The sequence below is a fragment of the Lunatibacter salilacus genome (genome assembly GCF_009797935.1).
Taxonomy (GTDB): domain Bacteria; phylum Bacteroidota; class Bacteroidia; order Cytophagales; family Cyclobacteriaceae; genus Lunatibacter; species Lunatibacter salilacus.
This window is the reverse complement of the sequence record NZ_VOLC01000011.1, coordinates 39,091-65,913: the sequence shown is the minus strand read 5'-3', so window position 1 is coordinate 65,913 and position 26,823 is coordinate 39,091. Positions and strand designations below refer to the sequence as shown.

The window sequence follows — 26,823 nt, the reverse complement described above, 5'->3', positions numbered from 1 at the left end:
TAACGACAGGCGTTGGATATACTTACACAGGATGGGGTGGGTAAAAACACCCGGCCGGGTTATATCCGTAAAAACCCTGACCTTAATCCAATTTCGAAATAGGCCTGAAATTTTAGCGGTTATTTTCCACGGATATTTTTTTAAAACTTACAAACTGATTAGTTTTATCGCTTATAACCTGAAAAAAACCTAACTATCTTATGAACATCAATAAGTATGTGCTGTTTCTTTCCTTAGTCGCCGCTCTGGGAGGATTTCTTTTTGGATTTGACACAGCGGTGATCTCTGGAGCGGAAAGAGCTATACAGCAAGTATGGAATCTAAGTGACTGGAGCCATGGATTGGCGGTTGCCATTGCACTGTATGGAACTGTCATCGGAGCACTTTTTGGAGGTATACCGGCAGATAAGTACGGGAGAAAAAAATCTTTGATTTGGATAGGGATTCTCTTTTTCGTTTCAGCATTGGGCTCGGCAGTTGCTCCTGATGTGTATTCGTTTATGTTTTTTCGGTTTATCGGTGGATTGGGGGTAGGCGCATCTTCGGTGGTGGCACCCATGTATATCAGTGAAATTTCCCCCGCAAAAAATCGGGGTCAACTGGTTGCCCTCTATCAGTTTAACCTTGTTTTCGGAATCCTGGTTGCCTATTTCAGCAATTACCTCATCGACATGGCTATTTCTGTGGAAAGTTGGCGTTGGATGCTTGGTGTTGAGGCAATACCTGCCCTAATTTATACGGCGTTGGTATTCAAAGTCCCGCAAAGCCCACGTTGGTTGATAGCTAAAAAAGATGATTTTGTGGAGGCAGAACGCATCCTTACACGAACTGACCCAGATGGGGTAAAAGAAGCCATTCGGATGGCTTTAGAGGAGAAGCAGCAAAACAGGTTAAAGGTAGGGTATTCCGCTCTCTTTAACTCCAAGTATTTGCACATTACCCTGCTGGCAATCGTGATTGCGATGTTCAACCAACTTTCCGGCATCAATGCCATTATCTATTTTGCCCCTAGGATATTTGAAATGGCAGGCATTAGTGCGGAAGGAGCCCTTTTGTCAACTGTGGGCATAGGAGCCATCAACCTCGTCGCTACCATGCTGGGGCTATATTTGATAGATAGAATTGGCCGTAAAAAACTCATGTACATGGGGTCTGTGGGATATATCATTTCTTTATCTCTGATTGCTTATTCCTTCTCAGGAGGTCAGATTAGTGTCAGTCTTTTGCCAATTTTCGTGTTCATGTTCATCGCGTCCCACGCCATCGGCCAGGGGGCAGTGATTTGGGTGTTTATTTCAGAAGTATTCCCCAACGAACTTCGGGCCTATGGGCAGTCCATTGGCTGCTTTACCCATTGGATTCTTGCGGCGGTTATCGCAAATGTTTTTCCTTTCTTTGCCAACCAAATCGGACCAGTCTCTATTTTTGGCTTTTTTGCGGTGATGATGGTCCTTCAGTTAATCTGGGTGGCTACAAAAATGCCCGAAACCAAGGGAAGGTCCTTGGAAGAGATTCAACAAGATCTAATGAAAAGTCATGACTAAAAAAGTAATCTGCTTTGGAGAAATGCTCTGGGATATTTTTCCCAAAGGGAAAATTGCGGGGGGTGCACCGATGAATGTAGCGCTACATCTCCGGCACTTAGGACTGGATGTATCCATGATCTCCAGGGTAGGAGAGGATAAATTGGGCAAAAAACTGCTCAAATTCGTGCGAAACTACCACTTAAATCAAGAACTTATCCAACTTGATACCGACCTGCCGACCGGAACAGTTTTGGTGAACGACAGTGATCCAGAAAACATCCGCTATGAAATCGTAAAACCAGCGGCATGGGACAATATTCAATGGAACGAAGCAACAGCTCTTCAAGTGAAACGTGCTGACGCATTAGTTTTTGGGAGTTTAGCTGCCCGGGAGACTACTAGCCGGGAGGCACTATTCAAATTCCTTTCCTTAGACATATTAAAGATCCTTGACATCAATCTCAGACAACCCTATTATTCCCCGGAACTGTTGGAACAGCTGTTGTTGAAATGTGATATACTTAAAATCAATGAAGAGGAACTAACCATTCTTGCCAATTATTACAACCTCCCTGATAAAATGTCGCAAGCATTAGGAAAATTAACGGAGCTTTTTGACATTCAAATGATTTGTGTGACTTTGGGAGCAAAAGGAGCTATACTGTTCACTGATGATGAGATAGTTTCCCACCCAGGCTATCCGGTAGCAGTAGTGGATACGGTAGGATCGGGGGACGCATTTCTGGCCGGATTTATTTATAAATACCTGGAAAAACAATCTCCCGAACATATCTTAGATTATGCCTGCGCCTTGGGTGCATTGGTTGCTACGCTTAGCGGTGGAACACCTAAATATGAGTTGGATGAAATCGAAAAAATCAAAAAGGAATAAAAAAGGCCTCCAATTTTCATTGGAAGCCTTTTTTATGTCTGAGCTTTGAGTTTAGAAACTAACTCCTAAGGAAAGTTTAAATCCTCGATTAAACACATCCGCATTAGAGTCTTTGAAAATTGGCGTCATGCCGTAATCATAACTTGCTTGCAAATTTAATCCAACAGGCAAATTATATCCCACTCCAAATACAAGACCGGCATCAATATCGTTGATGGCATCTGTTTGCCAGTCGAAGGTGGATCCCAGTGCGTCCGCCTCAAAACTGGATCCTGTTAATATGGAACCTTGGGGACCCGCGAAAAAATTCAATCCTTCCGTGGCATAAAATCGAAGCAAAATTGGAACGTCGATGTAATTCAACACTGCCCTCGAATCGACAAAATCATCATTCTGAGTTCCTTTTACAGAATAATAAATTCCAGGTTCGATTGAGAACCTGTCAACGACAAACATGTTCGCAAATATACCCGCATGGAATCCTATCCGGTTGGTATAATCATTGCTGCTGATGTCGGATCCTCCCCAGTTAAAGAAATTGGCTCCTCCCCTTACTCCAAAACCGGTGTTTTGCTCACTGGCCGGAGAACTCATCTGAGCTTGGGCGTGCATGGCAAACCCAAGAAAAATAGCTACTACAAATGTTATTTTTTTCATGATATAGTAATAATTGGTTTATAATACGTATCCCCTATACCAAATGCATGCCATAAAATACCTTAACTAAAATTCATTTTGAATACACGCAGTTTAAGTCTATTGCTAAAATACAGTTTAAAATACCTCAATAGCCTAACTGGTTGAAGTACAAGAGCACAAGGCGTTTCAAATTCTTCAGGTGCAAAGCGGAAGTTGATATTCATTTTGACATTCCAAAAATCCGCTTCCTACACTTTCAAAATTCCACCAACTCCAAGTTCGATCACCATGCGACGATGTGTTTGTATATTATACCCATAATAATCATAAACATGTCTCCAAAATTGGAGGTTGTAGAAAGTCGAACGTGGTGGATCTTTTGCGGATTTTTATATCATCATTTTATTTTCCGCGATTATCTGAGTATTTTAGATTACTAAAGTTTATTTATGAAGAAACTGATCTGGCTGGGTGCGTTACTCTGGTGCATACAGTCACATGCACAGGTTACGGAATTTAAAAATGAAGGTATCCTCCACCTAAAAATCCATAATGGAATGGTTACTGATCTTACAGTGGCACCTGATTTATACGTCGGAGGAATGCAACTCACCTGGCAATATGGGGTGGTACCTGGCCGGGTTAGACTTGGCGCGACAGGAGGTAGCTTCTACACCGGTAAGAAGGTCCAAGCACTTGCCGGACCAACCGCCGCGCTTTTGCTAAAAAGCTTTGCAGCAGCAGATTACGGAACCGTAGGCAACCTACACTTATCCCTTGAACATTTGTGGGGTTCGGAAAAACAAAAGCTCGTTGGCGGCGGTCTTCATGCTGATGTGCTCAATAGAATTGCACTTGGGCTTACGTCACATTATGATTATGAGTGGAAAAATTGGTGGATTCAATCCGTTATTGCCATTAGGCTTAGTAAACCTAAAGAAACCATACGGGAATTTTAATTGATTAAATCATATCTTATGAATAAGGCATTGGTTATAAGCGGTGGAGGTTCCAAGGGGGCGTTTGCCGTTGGAGCTATAGAGAAACTTTTAGATGAATTACCTATAGGTAATTATGACATCGTAGTAGGCACAAGTACCGGTGCCTTAATTGCACCTTTAGCGATTGCAGGAAAGTATAATTTGCTACGGATATTGTATACAACGGTAAGAACGGAGGATATTATTGTAAAAGATAATATTGGCAACCGGCTTGGGAAGGATTCCATATTTGAAGCTGGACCACTTTGGAATCTCCTGAAAAAATACTATACAGATGACCTCATAATCGAAATACTTGAAGGAGCCCAGAAACTATACCTTACTACCACATGCCTGCAAACCGGAGAACTCGTTGTATTTACCAACGATATCACAGCCAAAAATGGCAGGTATTACAAGGTTAAATTGATTAAAGATCCCATGCACTTTCGCAGGGCGGTATTGGCATCTGCTTGTATGCCAGTGTTTATGCCACCCGTACAGGTGAATAGAGACCTTGTTGGTGATCCTGATAGAAACCTTCAGTACGTTGACGGTGGGGTACGGGAATATGCAGGTGTTAATATGGCGATAGACAACGGAGCAACCCATATTTTCACCATCCTGCTATCTCCCGAGGGTGGAGACTTTACACAAAACACCTATGGGAATTTATTCGGGATTCTAGAACGAACAATCGATATTTTCATGGTTGATGTGGGCAAGAATGACCTGTTGGTTCCGGCTATTTACAATGAAGCCTTACAATATATCGATAACGTAAAAAAGAAGATGAGTACCGCCGGCCTCTCGCAAGATCAAATTGATAATTTTTTCAATATGCCAGGCAGGGATAACCCTTTTACAGGGAAAAACCCGCTTAAAGTTTTTATTATTCGGCCCGAATTACCACTTGGCGGCGGTCCGGGTGGGTTAGTTTTCGATCCTGCTGAAATGAAAAACATGATGTCGAAAGGAGAGATTGCAGCAAGTACATTTATTGCAGGCCTTACGCCGGACGATATTAATTTGGCGTAAGCTTAAAAACAGATTCATCAACAAATATCCCACATTTTATTTATCCCATTGATTATTTTTAATCTTGAATGTTTTTGTCTTTCCATTAACCCGCAAAGCTTATTTATTCCTCCTCAAATCAAATAAAGGAACTAGTGTTCAGGATTGTGGTGGACTACAGCTTACATCAGGTAGGCAAATCGTCTCCATTTTCCATTTCAGTCGATTTCAAAATTGCTCTTATCCGATCAATGTGAACCTGGGACATTTCTGCCCGTTCAAGAGCTGATTTAGAACCCACACCTTTGTTTCCCCGAGCCATTTCCGTCAGTAGGTTTTTTCGCTCTTCAAACATTCGAAGTGCTGTCCACATCGTTTCTTCAATTTTACTTGTCTGTTCTGCTAAAAGGTAGGCTGCCGTATACGCATGCCCGGTATGGCAACGAAACCGTAGGTCACTATCGGTCCCTACTTTCCACAATACACCCCCGCAACCTGGACAGTTAAAAGGAACCTGATCTCCCAGTTTATTTACAGCGGACAAGTCGCTTAATACCCGTTCGGCAATTTTAGCCTCTGTCAAAACATCGTCAGGAACAGGTTTGCTTTTTTGAGGGTTGCGCGGAATAATCGTAGATAGCAGTGTACCCATTTCAGATATGGGGAGGCAATAGTCTACCTTGACGTTGTTTAGCGCATTTCTTGGCATATCCGGATACTCCGCTTCCTCTGGATCCTGCACAATACATATCCCGCCGCATTTTTGTATGGCTTTCATCCCTGATGTTCCATCATCAAGATAACCGGTAAGCAATATGCCGATAACACCAGCCCCAAAGGCTACTGCTGCCGACCGAAATAACGGATCAATAGCAGGACGTGACCTGTTTTCATGGGCACCTTTTGTCACCAGCATTTTTTGGTTTTTCCCAACCAACAGGTGATGATCGGACGGGGCCAGATATAAATGCCCTGGTTTTAATTCCTTTCCGCTTATAGCATGCTGACATTTTAGCGTTTCTAACTTATTAAGCTCATCCAAAAGTATACGACCCGTAGCATCGGGAGAAATATGGCGTACTATCAATACCGGCAGTGGGAAGTCTTTGGACAGTTGGCTTATTAGATTTTTCAATGCGTGAAGCCCCCCAGCAGATGTCCCTATTACAAGTACCTGAGGAATTTTCTCAGGCTTATCATCCTTTTCCTTGTTTTTCATTCTTTTAATTCACCAATTTTTAATTTCCTATTGGGTCACAAACCTTTTAAATGGTTCAACGTTTTTAAAAAAATTCTGACTAAGATCAGTAATTAAAACTTTCCGGGGGGGGGTGTAGGTGGTGATTCTAAATTAGAAAATGCGCCCAATCAAATAAAATGTTCTAAAAAAAATTCCCCCGATAAAAACACCCAAAGAACTACCGGTTACTACCAAACTTACAAAAAACCTAAACCACCCTTTTCTCTATATAACTGGAATTCAAAATAGCCAAGGCACCCATATATTTCAGTCGGAAAGAAATCAAATCTCCGACCTTATAGCTTTTTGGGTTTTCTCCCAGGTTCAAAATAAGCATATCGGAACTTACACCTAAAATCTCAAATTCATCATCCTCTGGAATTAGGTATTTGGGATCTATATCCAACAGCCCAATGTCCAAAATTGCCCTATAGCTAGTTTTTCCATACAAATTTTCATCCAGCTTGGCTATTTTGCCTTGAGGATTGGAGGCTAATGTGCCTGTAGGTAGTAATGGTTTTTCCTGCATCTCTATGATTTCAGCGAAAAGCTCAAAGACATCGCCATGCATACCCTCAATTAACTTCTCTTCAAAAAGATCTATACCAAAATAGAGGGTCTCCCCTACTCTAAAATGGTTAATCCCTTTGGGCAACTGTTTATGGAGCATCAACGGTATTGTCACCGAAGTACCGGCCGAAACCCATGGTATCTTCTTTGAAAATTTCAGTTCGATAATCTGTTTGTAAAGGGAAAGTTGGATCAATTTATCCGCCGATGGCATAACCCCATTGAGGCAATTCAAATTGGTCCCCAAACCTATAATCTCCAAATTGGGCAGTTCAAAAACCTGGGAATAGAAATCCAACAAATGGTCTCCCATTACTCCTTCACGGAGATCACCTGTTTCGACCATGATTATAATCTTGTGTTGCTTATCCTGCCGCACCGCCTCCTCGCTAATCCAACGGATGGTATTCAATTCACTGTTTAGACTCACGTCGGCATATTTGACCATATCGGCCAAATTTCTTTTGGACGGCGGCTTGATGTAGACTGTCTGAACGTCGGGATTAATTTCCTTAACCTTTGCTAGGTTGCTTATTCGGGAGTCGTGAATTTCCACCACACCCAAGTTAATTAGTTCCTTAATATACTTCCTGTTGCCGCACAGAATTTTGGACACCACGCCCCATTCCACTCCATTTTGGTCGAACTGGTCCTTTAGGAACTGATAATTATCAAAAAGTTTTTCACGGTAAAGATTCAGAAATGCCATATTATTTTTTAAGTCTCATTTCAAGATACTTGTTGGTAAAACCCAACTTCTCATACAGTTTTCTAGCCGGATTATCCGGCTCCACATGCAATGCTATGTCGCCGCTAGCCATGGTTATCGCCGTAGTCATGATTTTTTTCCCTAGTCCTTTGCCCCGTTGAGAAGCGTCCACTGCAATGTAGACGAGGATGTTATCGGGTATATACCCTGACATCCCTGTTTTATTTATTATCACAGCACCGACAATTTTACCTTCCTCCCGAGCCAACACTGCAAATCCTCCCTTATCCACCGCTTGATCCAGTGCATAGTCGAGACAATTCATAATATGCTCGTGGGGATCACCGTACTCATCCAAGTGTTGAAATAGAAAGTCCGCTATCTCCAGTTTTTGCAAATAGGTGGCATTATCGATGGCTGATAGTGTTTCAATATGTGTCATGCTTTAGTTACTATATTTATAAATTCTGTTTTTTTGTCTTTTCAATCTTATATACAAGCAAAAATGCTGCTAAAGAAGCTGAAACGCCAAAGAAATTCGGATCCAGCCCAAATGGTAGAGAAATAGTCAGAAAGGATAGACCTGCAGTAACTCCTCCCCCTAGAATCATGGAAACTAATGCGGCAGTCGGTGAACGCATATTCCAAAAAAGCCCTGCCAAAATGGGGATAAACAGTCCAGAAACCATAAAAGCATATGAATACAACATGAGTTCCAGCACATTGGTCATCTGCAAAGCAATAAACAAGGCAACAATACCAATCAATAAGGTAAAAAGTTGACTTAATCTCATAACGGTAGCATCGGACTTATTTTTTAAGTACTTCCCAAAAATATCTGTCGTCAAATTGCCTGAGGCAGCCATCAGGCAGGAATCTGCCGTAGACAGGACCGCTGAGAAATACGCCGACATCATCAACCCCATAATGCCCACAGGTAATACGGTGCTCAACAAGATGGGCAATCCCATTTCCGGATCGAGCGTGTCCTCTGCAACTGCTATCATGTCAAGTTCAAATGCAACCTTAGCCAGGACACCCAGCGACACCCCCATAAAAGCCATGATAGGCCATTCAAAAACACCTGCTATGTACCAAGCCTTTTTAGCAGACTTCACGTCCCTGCTCGCAAATATGCGCTGGTAGAGAGTCATCCCAACAAACCAAATAGGCATAATAGTAATGCCCCAATTGGCTAAATCCTGCCAAGTCAAATTGGTCAGTGAAAAGTATTCGGCAGGGAGTGTGCGTTGAATCACTTCCCACCCCCCCACATGGTAGTAGGAAACGGGCAAGCCTATAAAAATAAACCCCATCAACAAGATGATCCACTGTATGGTATCGGTGTAAATCACGGCTTTAAGCCCTCCCAATACGGTATATACTACCGCAATTGCTCCCATAACCCACAAGGCCGTACTTAACTGAAGTCCATCAAACGTGCCTGAAGCAAGTTTGGCACCAGCCAACAACTGGGAGGAGGTAAATCCCAAGTACCCCACAAAACATATCACAGCGGCCACTATGCCCACCCGCTTATCAAAGAGATGATCAAAAATCTGGGGAAGCGTATAGAATTTTTCAAATGCAGGAGAGGACTTTACTACGGGTATCAGAAAAACGGCCGCGAGCCATGCTCCCAAAAGCCCGGTAAACAACATCCAACTCCCAGAAAGGCCCATCACAAACCCAAGACCCCCAAGACCTACAGAAAATCCACCACCCACATCTGTGGCCACCACAGACAATCCAATATGCCAACTCCCTACATTTCTACCCCCTACAAAATAATCATCCTGTCCAGTATTCCTTTTCATAAAGTAAAACCCCACACCAAGCATGAGAATCATGTATATGATGAAAATGAGAAGGTCGATATATGCCATGGTTGATAGGTTGATAGGTTTATGGGTTGATGAGTTATGAATTATGGGTTATGGGTTATTGGGTTATTGGCAATTAGATTCCAGTTTAGCGAACAAGTCTGAGATAAGAGGCTTACAATATCATTTATTAATCATATAGTACAAAAAAAGAGGGGCGACATTTGCCGCCCCTCTTTTTCAGAATTAGGATATCTAATTTTCAGCTTACACATTCTCGGTCACCACGGAAGCAGCATAATACTCCCTGTTCATCCGTGCGATATTGCTTTGTCTTATTTCTTTTGGACATTCCGCCGAGCAGGCTCCCGTGTTGGAGCATGCGCCAAATCCCTCAGCATCCATTTGGGCAATCATTTTTTCTGCCCGTTCTCTTCGTTCCACCTGCCCTTGCGGCAATAAGGCTAATTGCGAAATCTTTGCTGAAACAAAAAGCATGGCTGAGCCATTCTTACAGGCTGCCACACAGGCTCCACATCCTATACAGGTAGCCGAATCAAATGCTTCATCTGCAATTATCTTGGGAATCGCAATTTCATTCGCATCAGGTACGCCACCGGTATTAACAGAAACATACCCACCTGCCTGAATAATTCGGTCAAAGGCTCCTCTATCCACCACCAGATCCTTGACAACAGGAAAGGGCTTAGCTCTCCAAGGTTCTATGGTAATGGAATCCCCGTCTTTAAAAGATCGCATGTGCAACTGGCAAGTTGTAGTTTGCTGAGGCCCGTGAGGTCTGCCGTTAATGAACAGCGAACAGGTACCACAGATTCCTTCTCTACAGTCATGATCAAAATGAACCGGGTCTTCGCCTTTTTCGGACATTTCTTCATTCAATACATCCAACATCTCCAAGAATGACATATCCTCGGAAATTCCAGTTACTTTATATTCTTTAAAACCACCTTTGTCAGACTGGTTTTTTTGTCTCCAAATTTTTAATGTAAGATTCATACCTAAATTACTTTTCGTAGTTTAATTACTTGTAGCTTCTTTGAGTCAATTTCACATTTTCAAAAACCAACTCTTCTTTGTGGAGTTCTTCTTCGATACCTTCACCCTTATATTCCCATGAAGCTACGTAGGCAAAGTTTTCGTCATCCCGAAGCGCTTCGCCTTCAGGAGTCTGATATTCTTCCCGAAAGTGACCACCGCAACTTTCATTTCTATTCAATGCATCATCCATCATCAATTCACCTAGCTCTATAAAATCGGCTACCCGATGTGCTTTCTCTAGTGACTGGTTCAGTTCCTCACCTGTTCCGAGCACCTTAACGTTTGACCAAAATTCAGACTTTAACTCCTTTATCATGGCCTTAGCTTTTATCAGTCCATCCGCTGATCTTGCCATGCCACAATAATTCCACATTATTTTCCCCAATTTCTTGTGGTAATAATCAACTGTCTTAGTACCGTTTATTGTTAGGAGCTTTTGAATACGCTCTTTCACGTCTGACTCAGATTTCTTGAATTCCGGATGATCAACATTGATTTTTTGGATTGGAAGGTTTGCCAAATAATCCCCGACAGTATAAGGAACTACAAAATACCCATCGGCCAATCCTTGCATGAGAGCCGACGCGCCAAGGCGGTTGGCTCCGTGGTCGGAGAAATTGGCTTCACCCAAGGCATATAGACCCGGTATATTTGTCATTAAGTTATAATCTACCCATAATCCCCCCATGGTATAGTGAACTGCAGGATAAATCATCATTGGGGTCTGGTACGGATTTTCCCCGGTAATCTGCTGGTACATATCAAACAGATTTCCGTATTTACTTCTTACCAAATCCTCCCCATCCCGAAGGATGGCATCCCGGAAATCCAAGAATACCGCTTCTCCGGTTTCATTCACTCCCCGACCTTCATCACAAACATATTTCGCATTTCGTGAGGCAACATCACGGGGAACCAAGTTACCAAAGGACGGATACTTGGTTTCTAAGTAGTAGTCTCTCTCTTCGTCCTTAATATCCTTAGGTTTGATTTGCTTTTTGCGCAATTTCTCAGCCATTTCAATCGTCTTTGGCACCCAAACCCTGCCATCGTTACGCAGTGATTCAGACATAAGAGTCAATTTTGACTGATGATCGCCTGATACCGGGATACAGGTGGGGTGAATCTGCGTGTAGCACGGGTTGCTAAAATAAGCACCCTTCTTATGTGCTCTCCATGCGGCAGTTACATTGGAACCCATGGCGTTGGTAGACAAAAAGAAAACATTGCCATATCCACCTGTACATAATAAAACCGCATGGCCACTGTGTGACTCAATAGCTCCGGTAATCAGGTTTCTTGTCACAATGCCCCTGGCCTTGCCATCCACGATCACCACATCCATCATTTCGGTACGGGGAAAAAGCTTCACCTTCCCGTTGGCAACCTGACGGCTTAATGCCGAATAAGCTCCTAAAAGCAACTGCTGTCCGGTCTGACCCCTAGCATAAAATGTCCTAGAAACCTGTGCGCCTCCAAAGGATCGGTTGGCCAAAAGGCCTCCGTACTCCCTTGCAAAAGGGACGCCTTGAGCTACGCACTGATCGATAATGTTTACCGAAACCTCGGCTAAACGATAGACATTGGCTTCTCTAGACCGGTAATCGCCTCCTTTGATAGTATCATAAAACAACCTGAAGATGGAATCACCATCATTTTGATAGTTTTTCGCTGCGTTGATTCCACCTTGGGCAGCTATGGAGTGCGCCCTCCGGGGACTATCCTGAAAACAGAATGCCTTTACATTATATCCCAGTTCCGCCAGGGAGGCTGCGGCAGAAGCTCCCGCCAATCCGGTACCCACTACAATAATTTCGTATTTTCTTTTGTTTGCCGGATTTACCAGCTTGACGTTGAATTTATGTTTGGTCCATTTTTCGGCCAAAGGGCCGGAAGGTATTTTAGCGTCCAGTATCATTGATTTTTCTATTTATTGTCATAATCAATTTTCATAAGAATTGTTTCAGAGACTCTGTATATACAAAACAATTGGTATCAGAGCGAATAGAGCAGGGACCAATATGGCAAACCCAATCCCTACCTTTTTAATGAGGGGAGAATACTTTTTATGATTTAGTCCAATCGTCTGGAATGCACTGCCAAACCCATGGTACAGGTGAAAAGCAAGAAAAACCATACTCAGCACATAAAAACCTGCATAAAAGGGGTTTTTAAACGCTTCCTCCACGATAATAAACGCATTGTCGTATTCTACACCATCGATGTTGACTTTATCCGGAGAGCCAAATTTCAAACGGTACCAAAACCCTCGAAGATGCACCAGTAAAAAGATTAAAATAACCGTACCTAAGATACCCATGTTTCTGGATGCCCATGAACTGTTCGCTGACGGGTTGGTGACAGCATATTCAATTGGTCTCGCTTTTTTATTATGTTGGGTCAGGAGAATTGCGTACACAATATGTACGAGAATTAAAATAAAATTAATAATGGAAACTCCTCTAATCAGTGGATTGACTGCCATGCCCTGTGCATAGATATTGAAAGCTTCCCCGCCATCACCTGCCAATAATTGTAGGTTACCAGCCAGGTGGACCACCAAAAATAGAATAAGAAACAAACCGGTAAGGGCCATTAACAATTTTCTGCCCAATGTACTGTTTAAGGTTTTTGTTACCCAACTCATATATGATTTTCTTTGTCTAAATGGATTATTTTACTCAAATGCCAAATTTACGTTTGGATTCAATAGCAAACAATCAATCAGTAATCCATCAATCTTATTTTAAAAGGTTCTAAATAACACCTGGAACCTTCCCCTATTTGGAAGAATTGATTTTAAATCTAACCGAAATACCATTTTTATTGTTTAATATCTTGAATGATTAAGCAGGGAACGGCTTAAGAAATGTCACCATATTTTACAATAAATTTTAAATCAGCCAGTTAATACAATAAATTTAGCTTTTCAGAAAGGACACCATATCTGCTAGTTAGGTAAGACTTTCGCTTCTCCTGATTAGGAGATCAAATATTTTCGCTATAATTGATATTAATTTGAAAATGTCGGGTTCAATACCCTAATTTAGAGAAACCATAATTGTCCAAAACCGTTTGGAAGATGGATATTGTCAATATTAATTGCTGTTGTAGCTTTAGGGACTTCCAATTCCTATGGTTTACAAAACCCTAAGTAGGAGCTAAAAAAATATCAAATGAAGCGTAAACAGTTACTTTTGGGGCTTACCCTTTTTCTCAGCCTCATTGTGTCCCAAACCATGGCCACCCACATTCGTGCTGGTGAGATCATTGCAGAGCGGGTTTCAGTGCAAACATTAACCTACCGTATTACCGTTGTGGGGTACACGGACACCCGTTCAACTGTTGAATTTGGTCCAGGAATCGTTTATTTTGGGGACGGAAGGGAAGAACGTTTAAACACTGAAAGTGAGTTTGTTCAGACTGAGACTCTAGGCAACAATATTCAAAAAAACGTTTTTGTTATATTGCATACCTATCAAGGTCCAGGCAACTATACGATCCGGTTTTTGGAGTTTAACCGAAATGCCGCCACTTTGAATATGGATCAATCGGTGGACACCCCGTTTTATCTGGAAACCCTTATCCGAATAGATCCCTTTTTGGGTGTAAACAACTCTCCCGTATTGACCATCCCCCCTGTGGATAACGGGGCAGTGAACCAAACCTATATTCACAACCCAGGGGCGTATGATCCTGACGGGGACTCGTTGGTATATGTGATGGATATCCCAAAGCAAGCTTTCCAACGACCCGTCAACAATTACAGAAGTCCAGCCTCCGGTGAATTTAGCTTTTCCAGACAAAACGGTACAACTCCCCCTGTCTTGGAGTTGGATCCAGTCACGGGAGACCTTATTTGGGATGCTCCCGGGATTGCAGGTCAGTATAACGTCGCTTTCCGGATAGAAGAGTGGCGCCAGGTAAATGGGGAATGGGTACGTATTGGGTATGTATTGCGTGACATGCAGATCATCATTGAAAACACGGATAACCAACGGCCTGAATTGATCATGCCAGATGATATTTGTGTGGTTGCAGGTACACGCATAGAGGAAATTTTTCAGGGTTTTGACCCCGATGGAGATCCAATAAAGATCGAAGTATTTGGTGACCCAATAGAGATTACTACCTCACCCGGTTCATATAGCCCTCTTTCTGTTTTTCAACCATCGCCTGGTATCGTTAACTTCCAATGGCAGACGGTATGTGCCCATGTGCGGTCCAGACAATATCAGGTAAGGGTGCGGATCTCAGACCAACCTTCGTCAGGGCCGTCTCTAGTGGATATCAAGACTTGGAACGTTACAGTAATTGGCCCTCCCCCTGTAACCGACGATATCTTTCAAGATCAAGGCAGATCCGCTAATATTTCGTGGGATCCTTATTCATGCAGTAGTTCGGCGCAGGACATACAAATTTGGAGAAGAATTAACAGCGACCCCTATGAACCCGACTCCTGTGAAACAGGTATAAGGGCTGGTTATGAGTTGGTGGGCACGACTGATATCGACACGTTTAATTTTAAAGATACTAATCAGGGAATGGGACTCAGCCCCGGCAACACCTATTGCTATAGGCTTGTGGCCACCTATCCTTCTCCAAGAAGTGGACTTAGCGTAGTTTCTGAGGAAATTTGTATCACAGTAGATGTGGACGTGCCACTAATCACCAATGTAAGTATCGAAGATACCGATGTGGATGATGGTGAAATCCTCGTCAGATGGACTCCTCCGTACGACATTGACCAGGAACTGTATCCTGGACCCTATCAATATGAACTGATCCGAGCCCAAGGTTTTATGGGTATGCAAAATCTTAGTTCGGTGATTATTACCGGTGATACGGTGTTTACAGACACCGGGTTAAATACGGAAAACCTTGTTTATAATTACCGAGTTGGATTAATTTCTCAAGGGGAGAAAATTGACACATCGAGTATGGCTTCTTCCGTACGGGTGGAGCCGACTATAATAAATGAAGCCATAGAGCTCACCTGGGATTTCAACGTTCCCTGGAATAACTCCACAGCCACTTATCCGCATCAGGTCTACCGAAATCGTACGGACCCTGATGCCAATGATGACGAAACCTTCACGCTGATCGGAGAATTGGATGTAACCACCGCAGGATTTGTTTTTCTTGACGATGGCAGCCACAACGGGGTTACACTGGATACTGAAAAAGAATATTGTTATTACATCATCACAAATGGTGTGTATAATATCGATATTCTAGAATATCCTTTGGCAAATAAGTCGCAGATAGTGTGTGCAAGACCTGACGATGATCGCCTTCCCTGTCCGCCAGTTCTTGCCTACGATGGCCCGGAATGTGTGGATTTCCTTTCCGACAAACCCTGTAATTTCAGTGATTTCTATCATGACTTGAGCTGGGAGCCTGATTTCTCCGGCAATTGTGACACGGAGCTCAATGGATACCGGCTGTACTTCTCTCCTACAGGAGATGAAGGGACCTTTGAGCTTATTTCAACTTTAGCAGTCATTCAGAATAATACACGCATCACCGGATTGCTGGATCTAAAGGGGTGTTATTATCTCACTGCGGTGGACCGATCCGGAAATGAAAGTGATCCATCCAATATCGTCTGTATTGACAACTGTCCCAATTACGAACTGCCCAATGTATTTACGCCGAACGGCGACAATGTCAACGATACGTTTCAGGCCTTTGACAATCCATTTCCAAGCTGTCCACGCTTTGTCGAAGCGGTAGAAATTAATATTTACAACCGATGGGGAGTACTTGTACACTCATACAACAGTTTGTCTTCAACCGAAAACAATATTTACATCAACTGGAACGGTAGGGATTTGGACGGAAGAGACCTTCCGGCAGGCACCTACTTCTACTCGGGCACAGTACTGTTCAATGTACTCGATGCAAGTCAACGGGAACGGAAATTGAAAGGAACGATCCAATTGATGAAGTAACCAAGCGGTGAAAAGCAATCAAAAGGGGTGGAAAATAAATTCCACCCCTTTTTTAATGGGTGAAAAACAAGAAATGGAGGGAGTTGGACATACTCCTTTAGTCTGGTTTTCAGATTATCCCGTCTGCATCTTAACAATAAGTTATTTCATATAATATTGGAATATTTCTACCTTAGGCTCAAGAGTAGGTATCGAATTAGGAACTTTTTACCTAACTTAACCGTAATTATCAGCTTAGGAAAGATAAAAGACCTAGAAATAAATAACATTAATTAAGATATGAAAGCACACGACAAGAAAAGCCAAGCCAGTTTAACCCCCCAAGATGCATTGGAATATTTGAAAGAAGGAAATCACCGGTTTCTCAATAATTTGCGGGCAAACCGAAATTTACTTCAGATGGTCAATGAAACTTCTGAAGGACAATGGCCCTTTGCTGTTATTTTAAGCTGCATTGATTCCCGGACTTCGGCGGAGTTAGTTTTTGATCAAGGCCTGGGAGATATATTTAGTGTCCGGGTGGCAGGGAATGTGGTCAATGAGGATGTTTTGGGAAGTATGGAGTATGCTGTAAAATATGCGGGCTCCAAACTGGTGTTGGTCCTCGGCCATACAAAATGTGGAGCGGTAACCAGTGCATGTAATAAGGTAAAAGATGGGAACATTACTGCCCTTTTGCATAAGATAAAACCTGCAATTGAATTGGAAAAAACTGTGAAAGAAGATCGCGGTGGCAGTAATTCGGAATTTGTAGAAAAAGTGGCCAAACTAAATGTTCACAATGCAATTGAGGAAATCCGGGACAGAAGTCAAATAATTTCCGATATGGAGAAAGACGGCAAAGTGATCGTCGTGGGAGCAAACTATGACGTTGAATCAGGCAAGGTGGAGTTTTTTGAAGGCTAAAAACGGATTTTGAACTTGGTAGATGGTTTGTACAATCCCTCTAAATTCAGCTTTGGTTTATTTCAGCAGAACTATTAATTTTCATTTTCAAGCGAATCTATGAATGCATATGTTTTTCCCGGACAAGGGGCGCAATTTTCGGGTATGGGCAAAGATCTCTATGAGAACAACCCCATGGCGAAAGACATGTTTGACCAGGCGAACGAGACCTTGGGGTTTGTTATCACGGACATCATGTTTACAGGTACTGATGAGGATCTCAGACAAACCAAAGTGACCCAGCCGGCCATTTTCCTGCATTCAGTTATTTTATCTAAGACAATTGAAAGTTTCGATCCCGACATGGTCGCCGGTCACTCTTTGGGCGAGTTTTCTGCATTGGTAGCCAATGGAGTTCTTTCGTTCGAAGATGGGTTGAAGTTAGTCTATCAACGCGCACTGGCGATGCAGGAGGCATGCGAAAGTCAGCCCTCAACGATGGCTGCAATATTGGGTTTACCCGATGAGCAAGTTGAGCAAATATGTGCATCCATCACTGATGAGACGGTGGTTCCGGCCAATTATAACTGCCCTGGTCAACTGGTCATTTCGGGAAGCGTGAAAGGGGTAACAATAGCCTGCGAAAAAATGCTGGCTGCCGGAGCAAAACGTGCAATACCGCTTCCCGTAGGAGGTGCCTTCCATTCTCCTCTCATGGAGCCTGCCCGTATCAAACTTCAAGAAGCGATTTTGGAAACTCCCTTTTATCATCCAATCTGTCCCATTTACCAAAATGTGAGCACAACTGGAGTGACCAATTTAGAAACGATTAAGAAAAATCTAATTGGTCAACTTACAGCTCCCGTAAAATGGACTCAGTCTGTGCAACAAATGGTAAGCGATGGAGCGACTACTTTCATCGAATGTGGTCCGGGAAAAGTTTTACAAGGGTTAGTGAAAAAAATTCACAAAGAGGCTGAAGTTCGAAGTATATAATTCAGATGAATCAAGAGGTGGTACTTTCTGGCCACTTCTTGACCACTGACGCATCCTTAACCCGGGCGAGTAATTCCAGTTGGCTTACCTTGTAAATGGGATGCACATACTCGGGAATTATCTCAACTAACGGAACTAGGACAAACTTCCTTTCCTGAAGATAGGGGTGTGGGATGTTTAAATATGTTGTATCCATCACCACATTATCAAAATAAAGGATATCGATGTCCATCGTTCTGTTTCCCCATCGCTTTTCCCGTTTTCTATCCAAATTGTGCTCTATTTCTTGGATCAATTCCAATACCTGGACAGCATTGGCTTCGGTTTGCATAAGTAAGGCTTGATTTAAATAATTGCCAAAAGAATTACCCCCCCAAGCCTCTGTCTCATAAATTCCTGACTTTTTTATTAACTTAAAATGCTCTTCTAACTGCATAACCGCCTGAGTCAAATAGTTGAGTCGATTTCCCATATTTCCTCCTATCAATAAAACTACCTGATGATTTTCCATGTTATGGATTTGATTATCATAAATTCAACAGAAAAAGATTAAATTTGTCCGCTAACTATCAAGTAAAACTATGAAATTTTTAAGTAATGTATTGGCTGTAATAGTCGGATTGTTGGTATTCTGGGTGATGGCGTTTTTCATCATTGCCGGGATTGTCGCTATTTCGGCAGCAGATGAAAAAGTCAGTATAGACAAAAATACTGTTCTTATTCTCAATTTGGACGGAAAAAGCATTGTGGAAAGGACATCTGACGATGAATTTGATTTCTCCATGCTTGGTGGATTTGGAGGGACGTCTACCGTGGGGTTAATTCAACTCAAACGCGCAATTGCTACGGCTAAGGAGAACGATAACATTTCCGGCATTTATTTAAAAGCCGGATTAGTAAACGGGGGACAGGCCATGCTCAAAGAATTACGTGAAGCGTTAGCCGAATTCAAGGAAAGTGACAAATTTGTGGTATCGTATGGGGAAATCTACACCGAGCCAGGTTACTATCTAAGTTCTGTTGCGGATGAAATTTACCTCAACCCGCAGGGGATGTTGGAGCTGAACGGTCTTGGGGCTGAAATGGTTTTTCTGAAAGGCTTTTTTGAGAAAATTGAGGTTGAACCAGTAGTTTTCAGAGTTGGGGACTTCAAGAGTGCGGTGGAGCCCTTTATCATGGAGAAGATGAGCGAAGAAAGTCGCCTTCAAACAACTGCCTACTTGAACGACTTAAATGAAGTAATGCTTGCCGCCATATCAGAGAGCCGTTCGATTCCAATTGCAGAATTAAGGAATATCAGTCAGCATATGCTGGGTCAAAGCACGAAAGATGTGCTCAATTTGAAACTGGTTGATGGCTTGAGTTATGACGACGAGATCATGGCCCTTTTAAGAGAAAAGCTAGAGCTGTCTGAAGATGATAAAATCGAAACCATTAATGTCACCCAAATCAATAAAACTGGGGGCTCAACAAACCGTCTTTCCAAAAACCGTATCGCCGTAGTTTTGGCTGACGGAGATATAGTTAGCGGAACTGGAGAAGAAAGCATTGCGTCGGAAACTTTTCTGCAAGAAATCCGAAAACTCAAAAAAAACAAAGACATCAAGGCAGTAGTACTACGCATAAACTCACCTGGAGGATCGGCTATGGCCTCAGAAGTAATATGGAGAGAGCTTAGTGAACTAAAAAAAGAAAAGCCGCTGATCGCTTCGATGTCAAACGTGGCGGCTTCTGGTGGTTATTACATTGCCGCACCCGCTGATACTATATTGGCCCAACCAAATACGATCACGGGCTCCATCGGAATATTTGGGATGTGGTTCAATGCCAAAGGACTACTAAACAACAAACTGGGAATTACCACAGACGTCGTTAAGACTGGTGAATTTTCTGACTTCCCGAGTGCAACCCGTGATATGCGGCCTGAAGAAGAAGCTATCTTTCAACGTATGGTCGAAGAAGGGTATGAGACATTTCTTAGTCGCGTCACCGAAGGAAGACAAATGTCAAAAGAAGAACTTTTGCCACTTGCTTCCGGAAGGGTATGGAGTGGAGTTCAAGCGCAACAAAACGGACTCGTAGATTTACTCGGAGGTTTGGAAGAGGCCATAGAAATTGCAGCAGCCAAAGCTGAGGTAGCAGATGATTACCGGGTGGTTTACTATCCGGAACAAAAAAGCTTTTTCGAAAAGCTTCTGAGCGAATTCAGCCGTGATGTTCAACTCGCTTACTCAAGGCTTAAATGGGGAATGACTTATGAAATTTATCAACAAGTGGAAAAAATAAAACGAATGGAAGGTGTGATGGCCCGTATGCCTTTCGATGCGGAGATCCGATAAAAGAAGACGTGTAATGGCCTTAAATAATAAGGCCATTACACTTTTTAGACACATTTATTGAAAATTAACGTTAAAATGCTTACCTTCGTTTCGGATTTACTAAATTATTGTAGTCATGGTTCGCATCTCAATAAAATCTTCACTTTTGCTTCTTTTTTTGGCAAACTCCTTTTTTAACCTATCAGTTTCCACATCTGCACAAACTTCTGATCAAATAGCTACCTACAATATTCAATATGAAAATCCACCGGTAGAATCGAAATCACGGAGCGATCGTGCCCCCCATGCAATCAACTTAATCCGGTTTTATGAAATGGATATATTAGGACCCGAGGAAGGGATATATAACCAAACGGAATACAGCAGCTCAGAATTCTCTTTTCCGCGGCTAGGGACCGATAGTGATCAGACAGACAGCAAACATGTTTGCAGCCCTGTTTTCTATAATCCCGAAAAGTTTGAACTTTTGGAACACAGCTCATTTAGTCTTTCCACTTCCCCATCAAAAAATTCCGAAGATGATAAAATATGTTCTTGGGGTAAATTTAAAGGGAAAGACGGGAAGGAATTTTATGTATTCAATGTTTATTTTGACACGAATGAATCCGAGGAAAGAGTTTCTTCAAAAAGAGAAATTTTGGAAAAAATAAATGCTATAAACAAAGAACATTTACCCTGTATTTTGACCGGAGATTTTAATTTGTCCGAAAACACCCCTGAAATGATGGACAACTTAGAACTTAACCATAACATTATATTGGATAAAAGTCCTGCGAAAAAATCCTAAAATATATAAGCCGCGATTTTATTAGCCGCGAAGAAAGAATCCTGATGAAAGCGGTCCGGCCTGAAACACCCCAAATAGGAGGGCATAGTCTGGTTAATACAACACAAAGAGCATTTGAAGCGAAATGAAGAAGAAGGTATATCCTGAAGCATAAGCCGGGTATTTTTTATACATCAACCAGCCATTTTCCCACCCCGCCCGGATATCGAAATCGTACCCCTTTTCACTGAAGCGTCTAATTTTTTATTGTTCATTTAGTGAATTACTAAATTTCAATCCTTTTTCACCCTGTAATGGCAGCCAAGATATCATGCTTGGTGATAATATGAATCTGATGAGACTCATCCCGGACCAAGACGGCCTTTTCTTTATCCACCATGCTGGAAAGCACATCCAATGTACTATCTAGAGCAACGAACTTCATGGAATCTTCCATAACGTCTGCTACCTGAGCATCTTTGAGGTTGGGATTTTGAATAATTTTGTTCAACAATTTACTGTCGGTAATACTGCCTACGACATTCCCGTCTTCCATCACCGGAATCTGAGATACGCTGCTTGCATTCATCACTGAAATGGCATCCTTGACAAGGGTATCTTTATGCACGACCACTAAACTGTAGCCCCCTGAACGGGCGTTAATAATATTTCTGGCTGTCGTATAATTTTTGTCTTCCAAAAATCCATGGTTACGCATCCAGTCGTCGTTGTAAATCTTGCCCAAATAGCGGGTACCATGGTCAGGAAGCAAAATGACCATTTGGTCGCCTTCCTTTAAATGGTCCCGGGCATACTCCAAGGCACCATGCACTGCCGAACCGCAGGACCAGCCTACGAAAAGTCCTTCCTCCCGGGAAAGCTTCCGTGTCATCACCGCCGCATCCTTGTCCGTCACTTTGATAAAGTGATCTATCATGTCAAAGTCCACATTTTTGGGCAAAATATCTTCCCCAATTCCTTCAGTAAGGTAGGGATATACCTCATTTTCGTCAAAAATCCCCGTTTCCTTATATTTCTTGAAAACCGATCCGTAAGTATCTATGCCCACAGAGACAACGTTTTCATTTTGCTCTTTCAAGTATTTCGCTGTACCGGACATGGAGCCTCCAGTACCCACACCGGCGGCAAAATGCGTAACTTTCCCTTCTGTGTCCCGCCAGATCTCCGGACCGGTGGTCTCATAGTGGGCTTTCCAGTTAGACAAGTTGTCATATTGGTTTGGATAGAAAGAGTTAGGGATATCTTGGTTAAGTTTTTTCGCAACAGAATAATAGGAACGCGGGTCATCCGGAGAAACGTTGGTTGGGCAAACGATTACTTCCGCACCTACGGCTCGCAGAATATCTATCTTTTCCTTGGATTGTTTATCGGCCATTGTAAAGATGCATTTGTACCCTTTGGCAATTCCCGCAAGGGCCAATCCCATTCCTGTATTCCCGCTTGTTCCTTCTATGATGGTCCCTCCCGGCTTTAACAAGCCTTCCTTTTCGGCATCCTCCACCATTTTGATAGCCATGCGGTCTTTCATGGAGTTGCCTGGGTTGAAGTATTCCACTTTTACCAAAATTTCTCCCTTAATGCCCGCATTAAGTTTGTTCAATCGTACAAGTGGGGTGTTTCCTATGGTATCTATTATGCTGTTGTATATCATGTCGCTATGATGAAAGAAATGGCAATTTACAAAAAATTACCCGCACACTTACGGATAGTTAATTTGATACGCTCAAAATCGAGTCCAAAATCGGTTATTACAGACTTCCAGCAGGTAGCTTTTTTATTCGGTCTATTTCACTCCTGCCAGAAGGTACAACACCGCCATTCGAATAGCTACTCCGTTTTCTACCTGTTGCAGGATAATGGAATGCTCCGAATCAGCCACATCGGAGTTCAATTCCACGCCGCGGTTGATAGGTCCGGGATGCATAATCACGATGGGTTTGTCCAATTGATCAAGCATTTTTTTATTTACCCCATAATACAGCGAATATTCCCGAAGCGAGGGGAAATACTTAATTTGCTGCCGCTCGAGCTGAATGCGGAGGACATTTGCCACATCGCACCAAGCTAGGGCTTTTTTGACATCCAGTTCTACTTTGACTCCCAAGCTGGCAATGTGTTTGGGAAGCAGTGTGATGGGGCCGCAGACCATCACTTCCGCACCCAGTTTTTGGAGGCAGAAAATATTGGACAACGCCACCCTGGAATGAAGGATATCTCCGATGATGGCTACTTTTTTCCCTGCCACATCGCCAAGTTTTTCACGGATGGAAAAAGCGTCCAAAAGTGCCTGAGTAGGGTGCTCGTGGGTACCATCTCCGGCGTTGACAATATTTGCTTTGATGTTTTTGGATAAAAAGTGTGGAGCACCCGGGCTACTGTGCCGCATCACCACCATATCCACTTTCATGGCAAGTATGTTATTTACTGTGTCAATAAGCGTTTCGCCCTTTTTCACGGAGCTGTTACCCGAGGCAAAATTAATCACATCGGCAGAAAGTCGCTTTTCCGCCAGTTCAAAAGAAAGCTTGGTTCGGGTGGAATTTTCAAAAAAAACATTGGCAATGGTGATGTCTCTCAGAGAGGGTACCTTTTTGATGGGTCTATTCAATACATCTTTGAAGTTGTCCGCTGTCTCAAAAATCAGTTCTATGTCTGAGACAGAAATGTCTTTGATTCCTAAAAGGTGTTTGGTACTGAGCTGTTGCATGTTTATTTGTTGGGGGACTTTTCTGTGATCCAAATTGCGTCTTCTTCAAAGCCTTGATCTTGCCATTCTACACTTACATATTGACTCTCCAAGGTATTGACCTGCCTACCGTAGTAATCCGGCTTAATGGGGAAATCCCTAGTATATTTGCGGTCTATAAGGACCATTAGTTCTACTTTTTGTGGCCTACCAAAGGCGATCATGGCATCCATAGCAGCGCGGATAGATCTCCCCTTGTAGATTACGTCATCGACCAGAATCACTTTTTTGTTCTCAATCAAAAAATCTATCTTGGTTTCATTGGCCCTGAGAGGAAGCTCCCTCCTCCTAAAATCATCCCGGTGAAATGTCGCATCCAAATACCCAAAAGGAACGGAAATACCCGAAATTTCCTTAAGGCGCCGGACAATCCTGTCCAAAACCAAGGAACCCCTTGGCTGCAATCCCAAAAGAACCGTATTGTCAAAATCATCGTGATTTTCAATCAGCTGGTAACAAAACCTGCTGATAGTGATGTCGATTTGGGTTTGATCGAGGACTAATCTTTTCTGCATAACCAAAATTTGATTACAAATATAAAAAATTATCCACGCCGCAGGGCAGACTAGATCAAATCCTCCACTTTAATTTTGGTAAAGAAGCTTACATCCCTCGTTTGTTCCTTTCCCTCATTATCCTGATACCTTACTTTTTGTTTGCCAGTGACCATGTAGTAATTGTCATACCACCACATCAATTGCAGGCTGGATTCTTTCGTATCTCGAATTCGCTCGTTCTCATTGACCAGTTCCAATTCAAAGGGTTCATGTTCCCGAACCAACTCTCCAGACCTAAACTGGCTAAGCATCAATTGAAGTCCATCCAAATACATAAAGAACAAATTTGTTCCGTCAAAACTGATTTCCCCAAACTTATTGGGATCGGATTTGCTGAAATTATTCAAAGAAAGCGCATTGTCCCAAAGGACGTCTCCCTCCGCATCGATTATCAAAAAATGGGCGGACAAAAATTTGTATTGCTGGGTGACCTGCGCCGTCCTGAACCTGGGATCCATAAACATCGGGTTATACAAACCGCTATAACCTCCGCCCATCATGGGGTTCATACGATAAAAACTATTTGCATACATCCCATCCCTGGGCATATAGCGGGTTGAGGAGGAAACAAACAGGTCATTGTACACCAAAAAAGACCCGCCCAAATCTGAAACTTCCCGGGTAACCACTACATTTCTGATGGGGGTATTTTTCCCTCTTTCTATATCCCTTTCCAGAGATTTAATCCGCCGTTCCCTTGTTTTTTCCGGTAGGTAATTGTAGAAATTCGGGAAATCGGCTATCGTATAGTACTTGTTGGTATACTCGCCAAATTCGTTGATTTTAGTAAAATAAATTCCCTGATAGGCCTCCTTTCGGCGGAGCCCATATGGGCCTATTAAGGCTTGTTTGTAGTCTTCCGAAGAGGTCAATACCCCCTCCACGATCTCCATGGAAGGATCAGCCAGATCGTCAATTTTTACTTCCCTCAACTTATTGCCGTTGGTGTCATAGGTTAGAATGGTCACAATTTTCTTTTTCCAAAAGTCCCTCCTGCTCATCAGCACGTCGAATACGTTCAACTCCGGATCCTTCCTCAACTGAAGTATATTGGCGTCCTTTTCGAATACACCCGGTACTGTAATTACGTCCATGGTAGCCAAATCGAAAATCTGAATCACCGGTCGGTATTCGTAGGTGCCCATAAAGACCGACTTTCTGTTGAAAACCAAAAAATCCTGTAATTCTGCGTTCAACAAACTGTTCATAGACACCTCTGCCACCTGCTTTGTGTCTAGGTTAATCTCATAAATAAAGCGCTCGTTATTAAAGGAAGGCCCCTTTTGAAACAACACATAAAGAAAATTCCTATCCAAATCAAAACCCAACAGCTCAGAATTCTCCTTTAAAGAAAATCGGAATGTTTCTCCACTCCCGAGCTGAAAATCTCCCAAAACGTATTGAAATGTATTTTTCCTCCCTTGAAACTTGTCCGCAATGACCCGAAAGGCTACAAACCCTTCGTTCCTGGGCATAACAATAAAGTCATCGTCATACCAATTAGTCTCTACCTCCATTCGCTCGGTGAATTGAACTTGGGCTGCTGAGTAGCCCACCATTCCAGAAAATAGCAAGAAAGTACACAGGAGGATATAGTTTTTCATCATTGGGTCATTTTTAGAAGCAAAGCTGCGTCAGCGGGTTCTACTGACATCACGGACAGCCTGGATTGTTTTATTAGAAGAAGCCCTTGAAGTTCGGGGGATGATTTTATGTCGGCGAGTGATAATGGGGTACCTAAGTGTTGTTTATAGGTAAGGTGAACAGCCAGCCATTTTTCATCTTCCTTTGCTTTAGGATCGGCAAAGGGTGCGGAAGAAACTTCCGCCAATCCCACCAGGGACTTTTGCTTGCCACTATGGTAAACAAAAACCAAGTCCCCAGGATTCATTTTTTCGATGAAATTCCTCGCTTGGTAATTTCGGACACCGTCCCAAATCTCTTCACCCTTTGCTTTTAGATCGTCCAAGGAATAACTTTCAGGCTCTGTTTTTACTAACCAATAATTCATGCTTTATTATTTTATTGCCTTTCGACTGATTAGATTCTTTCTCATGTCACATCAGACAAACTCCACTGATGTCTCTATTAATGCCCCCTCCTT

At 42.6% G+C, this 26,823-nt stretch carries 23 protein-coding genes; 9 read left to right on the top strand and 14 right to left on the bottom strand.

Annotated elements, in window-relative coordinates:
* The first annotated feature begins 200 nt into the window (after nt 1-200).
* Entirely contained in the window at nt 201-1,544 is a 1,344-nt protein-coding gene (locus FQ608_RS15525) for a sugar porter family MFS transporter (RefSeq protein ID WP_158859155.1), read from the top strand.
* Nucleotides 1,537-2,418 carry a carbohydrate kinase family protein gene (locus FQ608_RS15520; protein WP_158859154.1) on the top strand — a complete coding sequence of 294 codons (882 nt, stop codon included), beginning with the start codon at nt 1,537-1,539 and terminating at the stop codon, nt 2,416-2,418. The genes FQ608_RS15525 and FQ608_RS15520 overlap by 8 nt, the downstream gene beginning before the upstream one ends.
* A gap of 51 nt (nt 2,419-2,469) precedes the next feature.
* Here FQ608_RS15520 and FQ608_RS15515 read toward each other — a convergent pair whose 3' ends face one another.
* Nucleotides 2,470-3,075, bottom strand: a complete 606-nt coding sequence (locus tag FQ608_RS15515) for a porin family protein (RefSeq protein WP_158859153.1) — start codon at nt 3,073-3,075, stop codon at nt 2,470-2,472.
* Nucleotides 3,076-3,506: 431 nt separating this feature from the next.
* Here FQ608_RS15515 and FQ608_RS15510 point away from each other — a divergent pair, with 431 nt between their 5' ends.
* A complete protein-coding gene (locus FQ608_RS15510; protein WP_158859152.1) occupies nt 3,507-4,016 on the top strand; it encodes a hypothetical protein in 510 nt (169 codons plus the stop codon).
* A gap of 18 nt (nt 4,017-4,034) precedes the next feature.
* Nucleotides 4,035-5,075 (top strand): patatin-like phospholipase family protein, encoded by a 1,041-nt coding sequence (locus FQ608_RS15505; protein ID WP_158859151.1) that lies wholly within the window; start codon nt 4,035-4,037, stop codon nt 5,073-5,075.
* A gap of 166 nt (nt 5,076-5,241) precedes the next feature.
* On the opposite strand, the gene FQ608_RS15500 is transcribed toward FQ608_RS15505, so the two are convergent.
* The 7 genes from FQ608_RS15500 to FQ608_RS15470 all read right to left on the bottom strand — a co-directional run bounded on the left by FQ608_RS15500 (nt 5,242) and on the right by FQ608_RS15470 (nt 13,102).
* Nucleotides 5,242-6,273 (bottom strand): chemotaxis protein CheB, encoded by a 1,032-nt coding sequence (locus FQ608_RS15500; RefSeq protein ID WP_158859150.1) that lies wholly within the window; start codon nt 6,271-6,273, stop codon nt 5,242-5,244.
* A 229-nt stretch (nt 6,274-6,502) separates the two neighbouring features.
* Nucleotides 6,503-7,573, bottom strand: a complete 1,071-nt coding sequence (locus tag FQ608_RS15495) for an alanine racemase (protein ID WP_158859149.1) — start codon at nt 7,571-7,573, stop codon at nt 6,503-6,505.
* Between the two features lies 1 nt (nt 7,574).
* Entirely contained in the window at nt 7,575-8,015 is a 441-nt protein-coding gene (locus FQ608_RS15490; protein ID WP_158859148.1) for a GNAT family N-acetyltransferase, read from the bottom strand.
* Between the two features lie 16 nt (nt 8,016-8,031).
* Nucleotides 8,032-9,459, bottom strand: a complete 1,428-nt coding sequence (locus FQ608_RS15485) for a sodium:solute symporter family protein (RefSeq protein ID WP_158859147.1) — start codon at nt 9,457-9,459, stop codon at nt 8,032-8,034.
* A 204-nt stretch (nt 9,460-9,663) separates the two neighbouring features.
* The gene (locus FQ608_RS15480; RefSeq protein ID WP_158859146.1) at nt 9,664-10,413 is read right to left on the bottom strand and encodes a succinate dehydrogenase/fumarate reductase iron-sulfur subunit; all 750 of its coding nucleotides are present in this window, start codon (nt 10,411-10,413) and stop codon (nt 9,664-9,666) included.
* Between the two features lie 25 nt (nt 10,414-10,438).
* Complete coding sequence (locus FQ608_RS15475; protein WP_158859145.1) at nt 10,439-12,373, bottom strand: fumarate reductase/succinate dehydrogenase flavoprotein subunit; 1,935 nt, start codon at nt 12,371-12,373, stop codon at nt 10,439-10,441.
* Nucleotides 12,374-12,418: 45 nt separating this feature from the next.
* On the bottom strand, nt 12,419-13,102 hold the full coding sequence (locus tag FQ608_RS15470; protein WP_158859144.1) for a succinate dehydrogenase cytochrome b subunit: 684 nt from the start codon (nt 13,100-13,102) through the stop codon (nt 12,419-12,421).
* 529 nt (nt 13,103-13,631) lie between these two features.
* Here FQ608_RS15470 and FQ608_RS15465 point away from each other — a divergent pair.
* The 3 genes from FQ608_RS15465 (at nt 13,632) to fabD (ending at nt 18,290) form a co-directional block, all read left to right on the top strand.
* Nucleotides 13,632-16,409: a T9SS type B sorting domain-containing protein gene (locus FQ608_RS15465; protein ID WP_158859143.1), complete on the top strand. Its 2,778-nt coding sequence runs from the start codon at nt 13,632-13,634 to the stop codon at nt 16,407-16,409.
* A gap of 279 nt (nt 16,410-16,688) precedes the next feature.
* The gene (locus FQ608_RS15460; protein WP_158859142.1) at nt 16,689-17,315 is read left to right on the top strand and encodes a carbonic anhydrase family protein; all 627 of its coding nucleotides are present in this window, start codon (nt 16,689-16,691) and stop codon (nt 17,313-17,315) included.
* Between the two features lie 99 nt (nt 17,316-17,414).
* Nucleotides 17,415-18,290, top strand: coding sequence for an ACP S-malonyltransferase (gene fabD, locus FQ608_RS15455; protein WP_158859141.1), 876 nt, complete (start codon nt 17,415-17,417; stop codon nt 18,288-18,290).
* A 10-nt stretch (nt 18,291-18,300) separates the two neighbouring features.
* On the opposite strand, the gene folK is transcribed toward fabD, so the two are convergent.
* The gene (folK, locus tag FQ608_RS15450) at nt 18,301-18,801 is read right to left on the bottom strand and encodes a 2-amino-4-hydroxy-6-hydroxymethyldihydropteridine diphosphokinase (RefSeq protein ID WP_158859140.1); all 501 of its coding nucleotides are present in this window, start codon (nt 18,799-18,801) and stop codon (nt 18,301-18,303) included.
* Between the two features lie 70 nt (nt 18,802-18,871).
* Here folK and sppA point away from each other — a divergent pair, with 70 nt between their 5' ends.
* Both sppA and FQ608_RS15440 read left to right on the top strand, forming a co-directional pair.
* On the top strand, nt 18,872-20,629 hold the full coding sequence (gene sppA, locus FQ608_RS15445) for a signal peptide peptidase SppA (RefSeq protein WP_158859139.1): 1,758 nt from the start codon (nt 18,872-18,874) through the stop codon (nt 20,627-20,629).
* A 115-nt stretch (nt 20,630-20,744) separates the two neighbouring features.
* On the top strand, nt 20,745-21,416 hold the full coding sequence (locus tag FQ608_RS15440) for an exonuclease/endonuclease/phosphatase family protein (RefSeq protein ID WP_234364226.1): 672 nt from the start codon (nt 20,745-20,747) through the stop codon (nt 21,414-21,416).
* Nucleotides 21,417-21,699: 283 nt separating this feature from the next.
* Here the strand turns inward: FQ608_RS15440 and FQ608_RS15435 are convergent, their stop codons facing one another.
* From FQ608_RS15435 to FQ608_RS15415, 5 genes are all read right to left on the bottom strand, one after another.
* The gene (locus FQ608_RS15435) at nt 21,700-23,067 is read right to left on the bottom strand and encodes a cystathionine beta-synthase (protein WP_158859137.1); all 1,368 of its coding nucleotides are present in this window, start codon (nt 23,065-23,067) and stop codon (nt 21,700-21,702) included.
* Between the two features lie 132 nt (nt 23,068-23,199).
* Nucleotides 23,200-24,123 (bottom strand): aspartate carbamoyltransferase catalytic subunit, encoded by a 924-nt coding sequence (locus FQ608_RS15430; protein WP_158859136.1) that lies wholly within the window; start codon nt 24,121-24,123, stop codon nt 23,200-23,202.
* 2 nt (nt 24,124-24,125) lie between these two features.
* On the bottom strand, nt 24,126-24,677 hold the full coding sequence (gene pyrR, locus FQ608_RS15425) for a bifunctional pyr operon transcriptional regulator/uracil phosphoribosyltransferase PyrR (protein ID WP_158859135.1): 552 nt from the start codon (nt 24,675-24,677) through the stop codon (nt 24,126-24,128).
* A gap of 50 nt (nt 24,678-24,727) precedes the next feature.
* Entirely contained in the window at nt 24,728-26,326 is a 1,599-nt protein-coding gene (locus FQ608_RS15420) for a transcriptional regulator (protein ID WP_234364225.1), read from the bottom strand.
* Complete coding sequence (locus tag FQ608_RS15415; protein WP_158859134.1) at nt 26,323-26,730, bottom strand: EVE domain-containing protein; 408 nt, start codon at nt 26,728-26,730, stop codon at nt 26,323-26,325. Before FQ608_RS15415 ends, FQ608_RS15420 begins: the two co-directional genes overlap by 4 nt.
* Between the last annotated feature and the right edge of the window lie 93 nt (nt 26,731-26,823).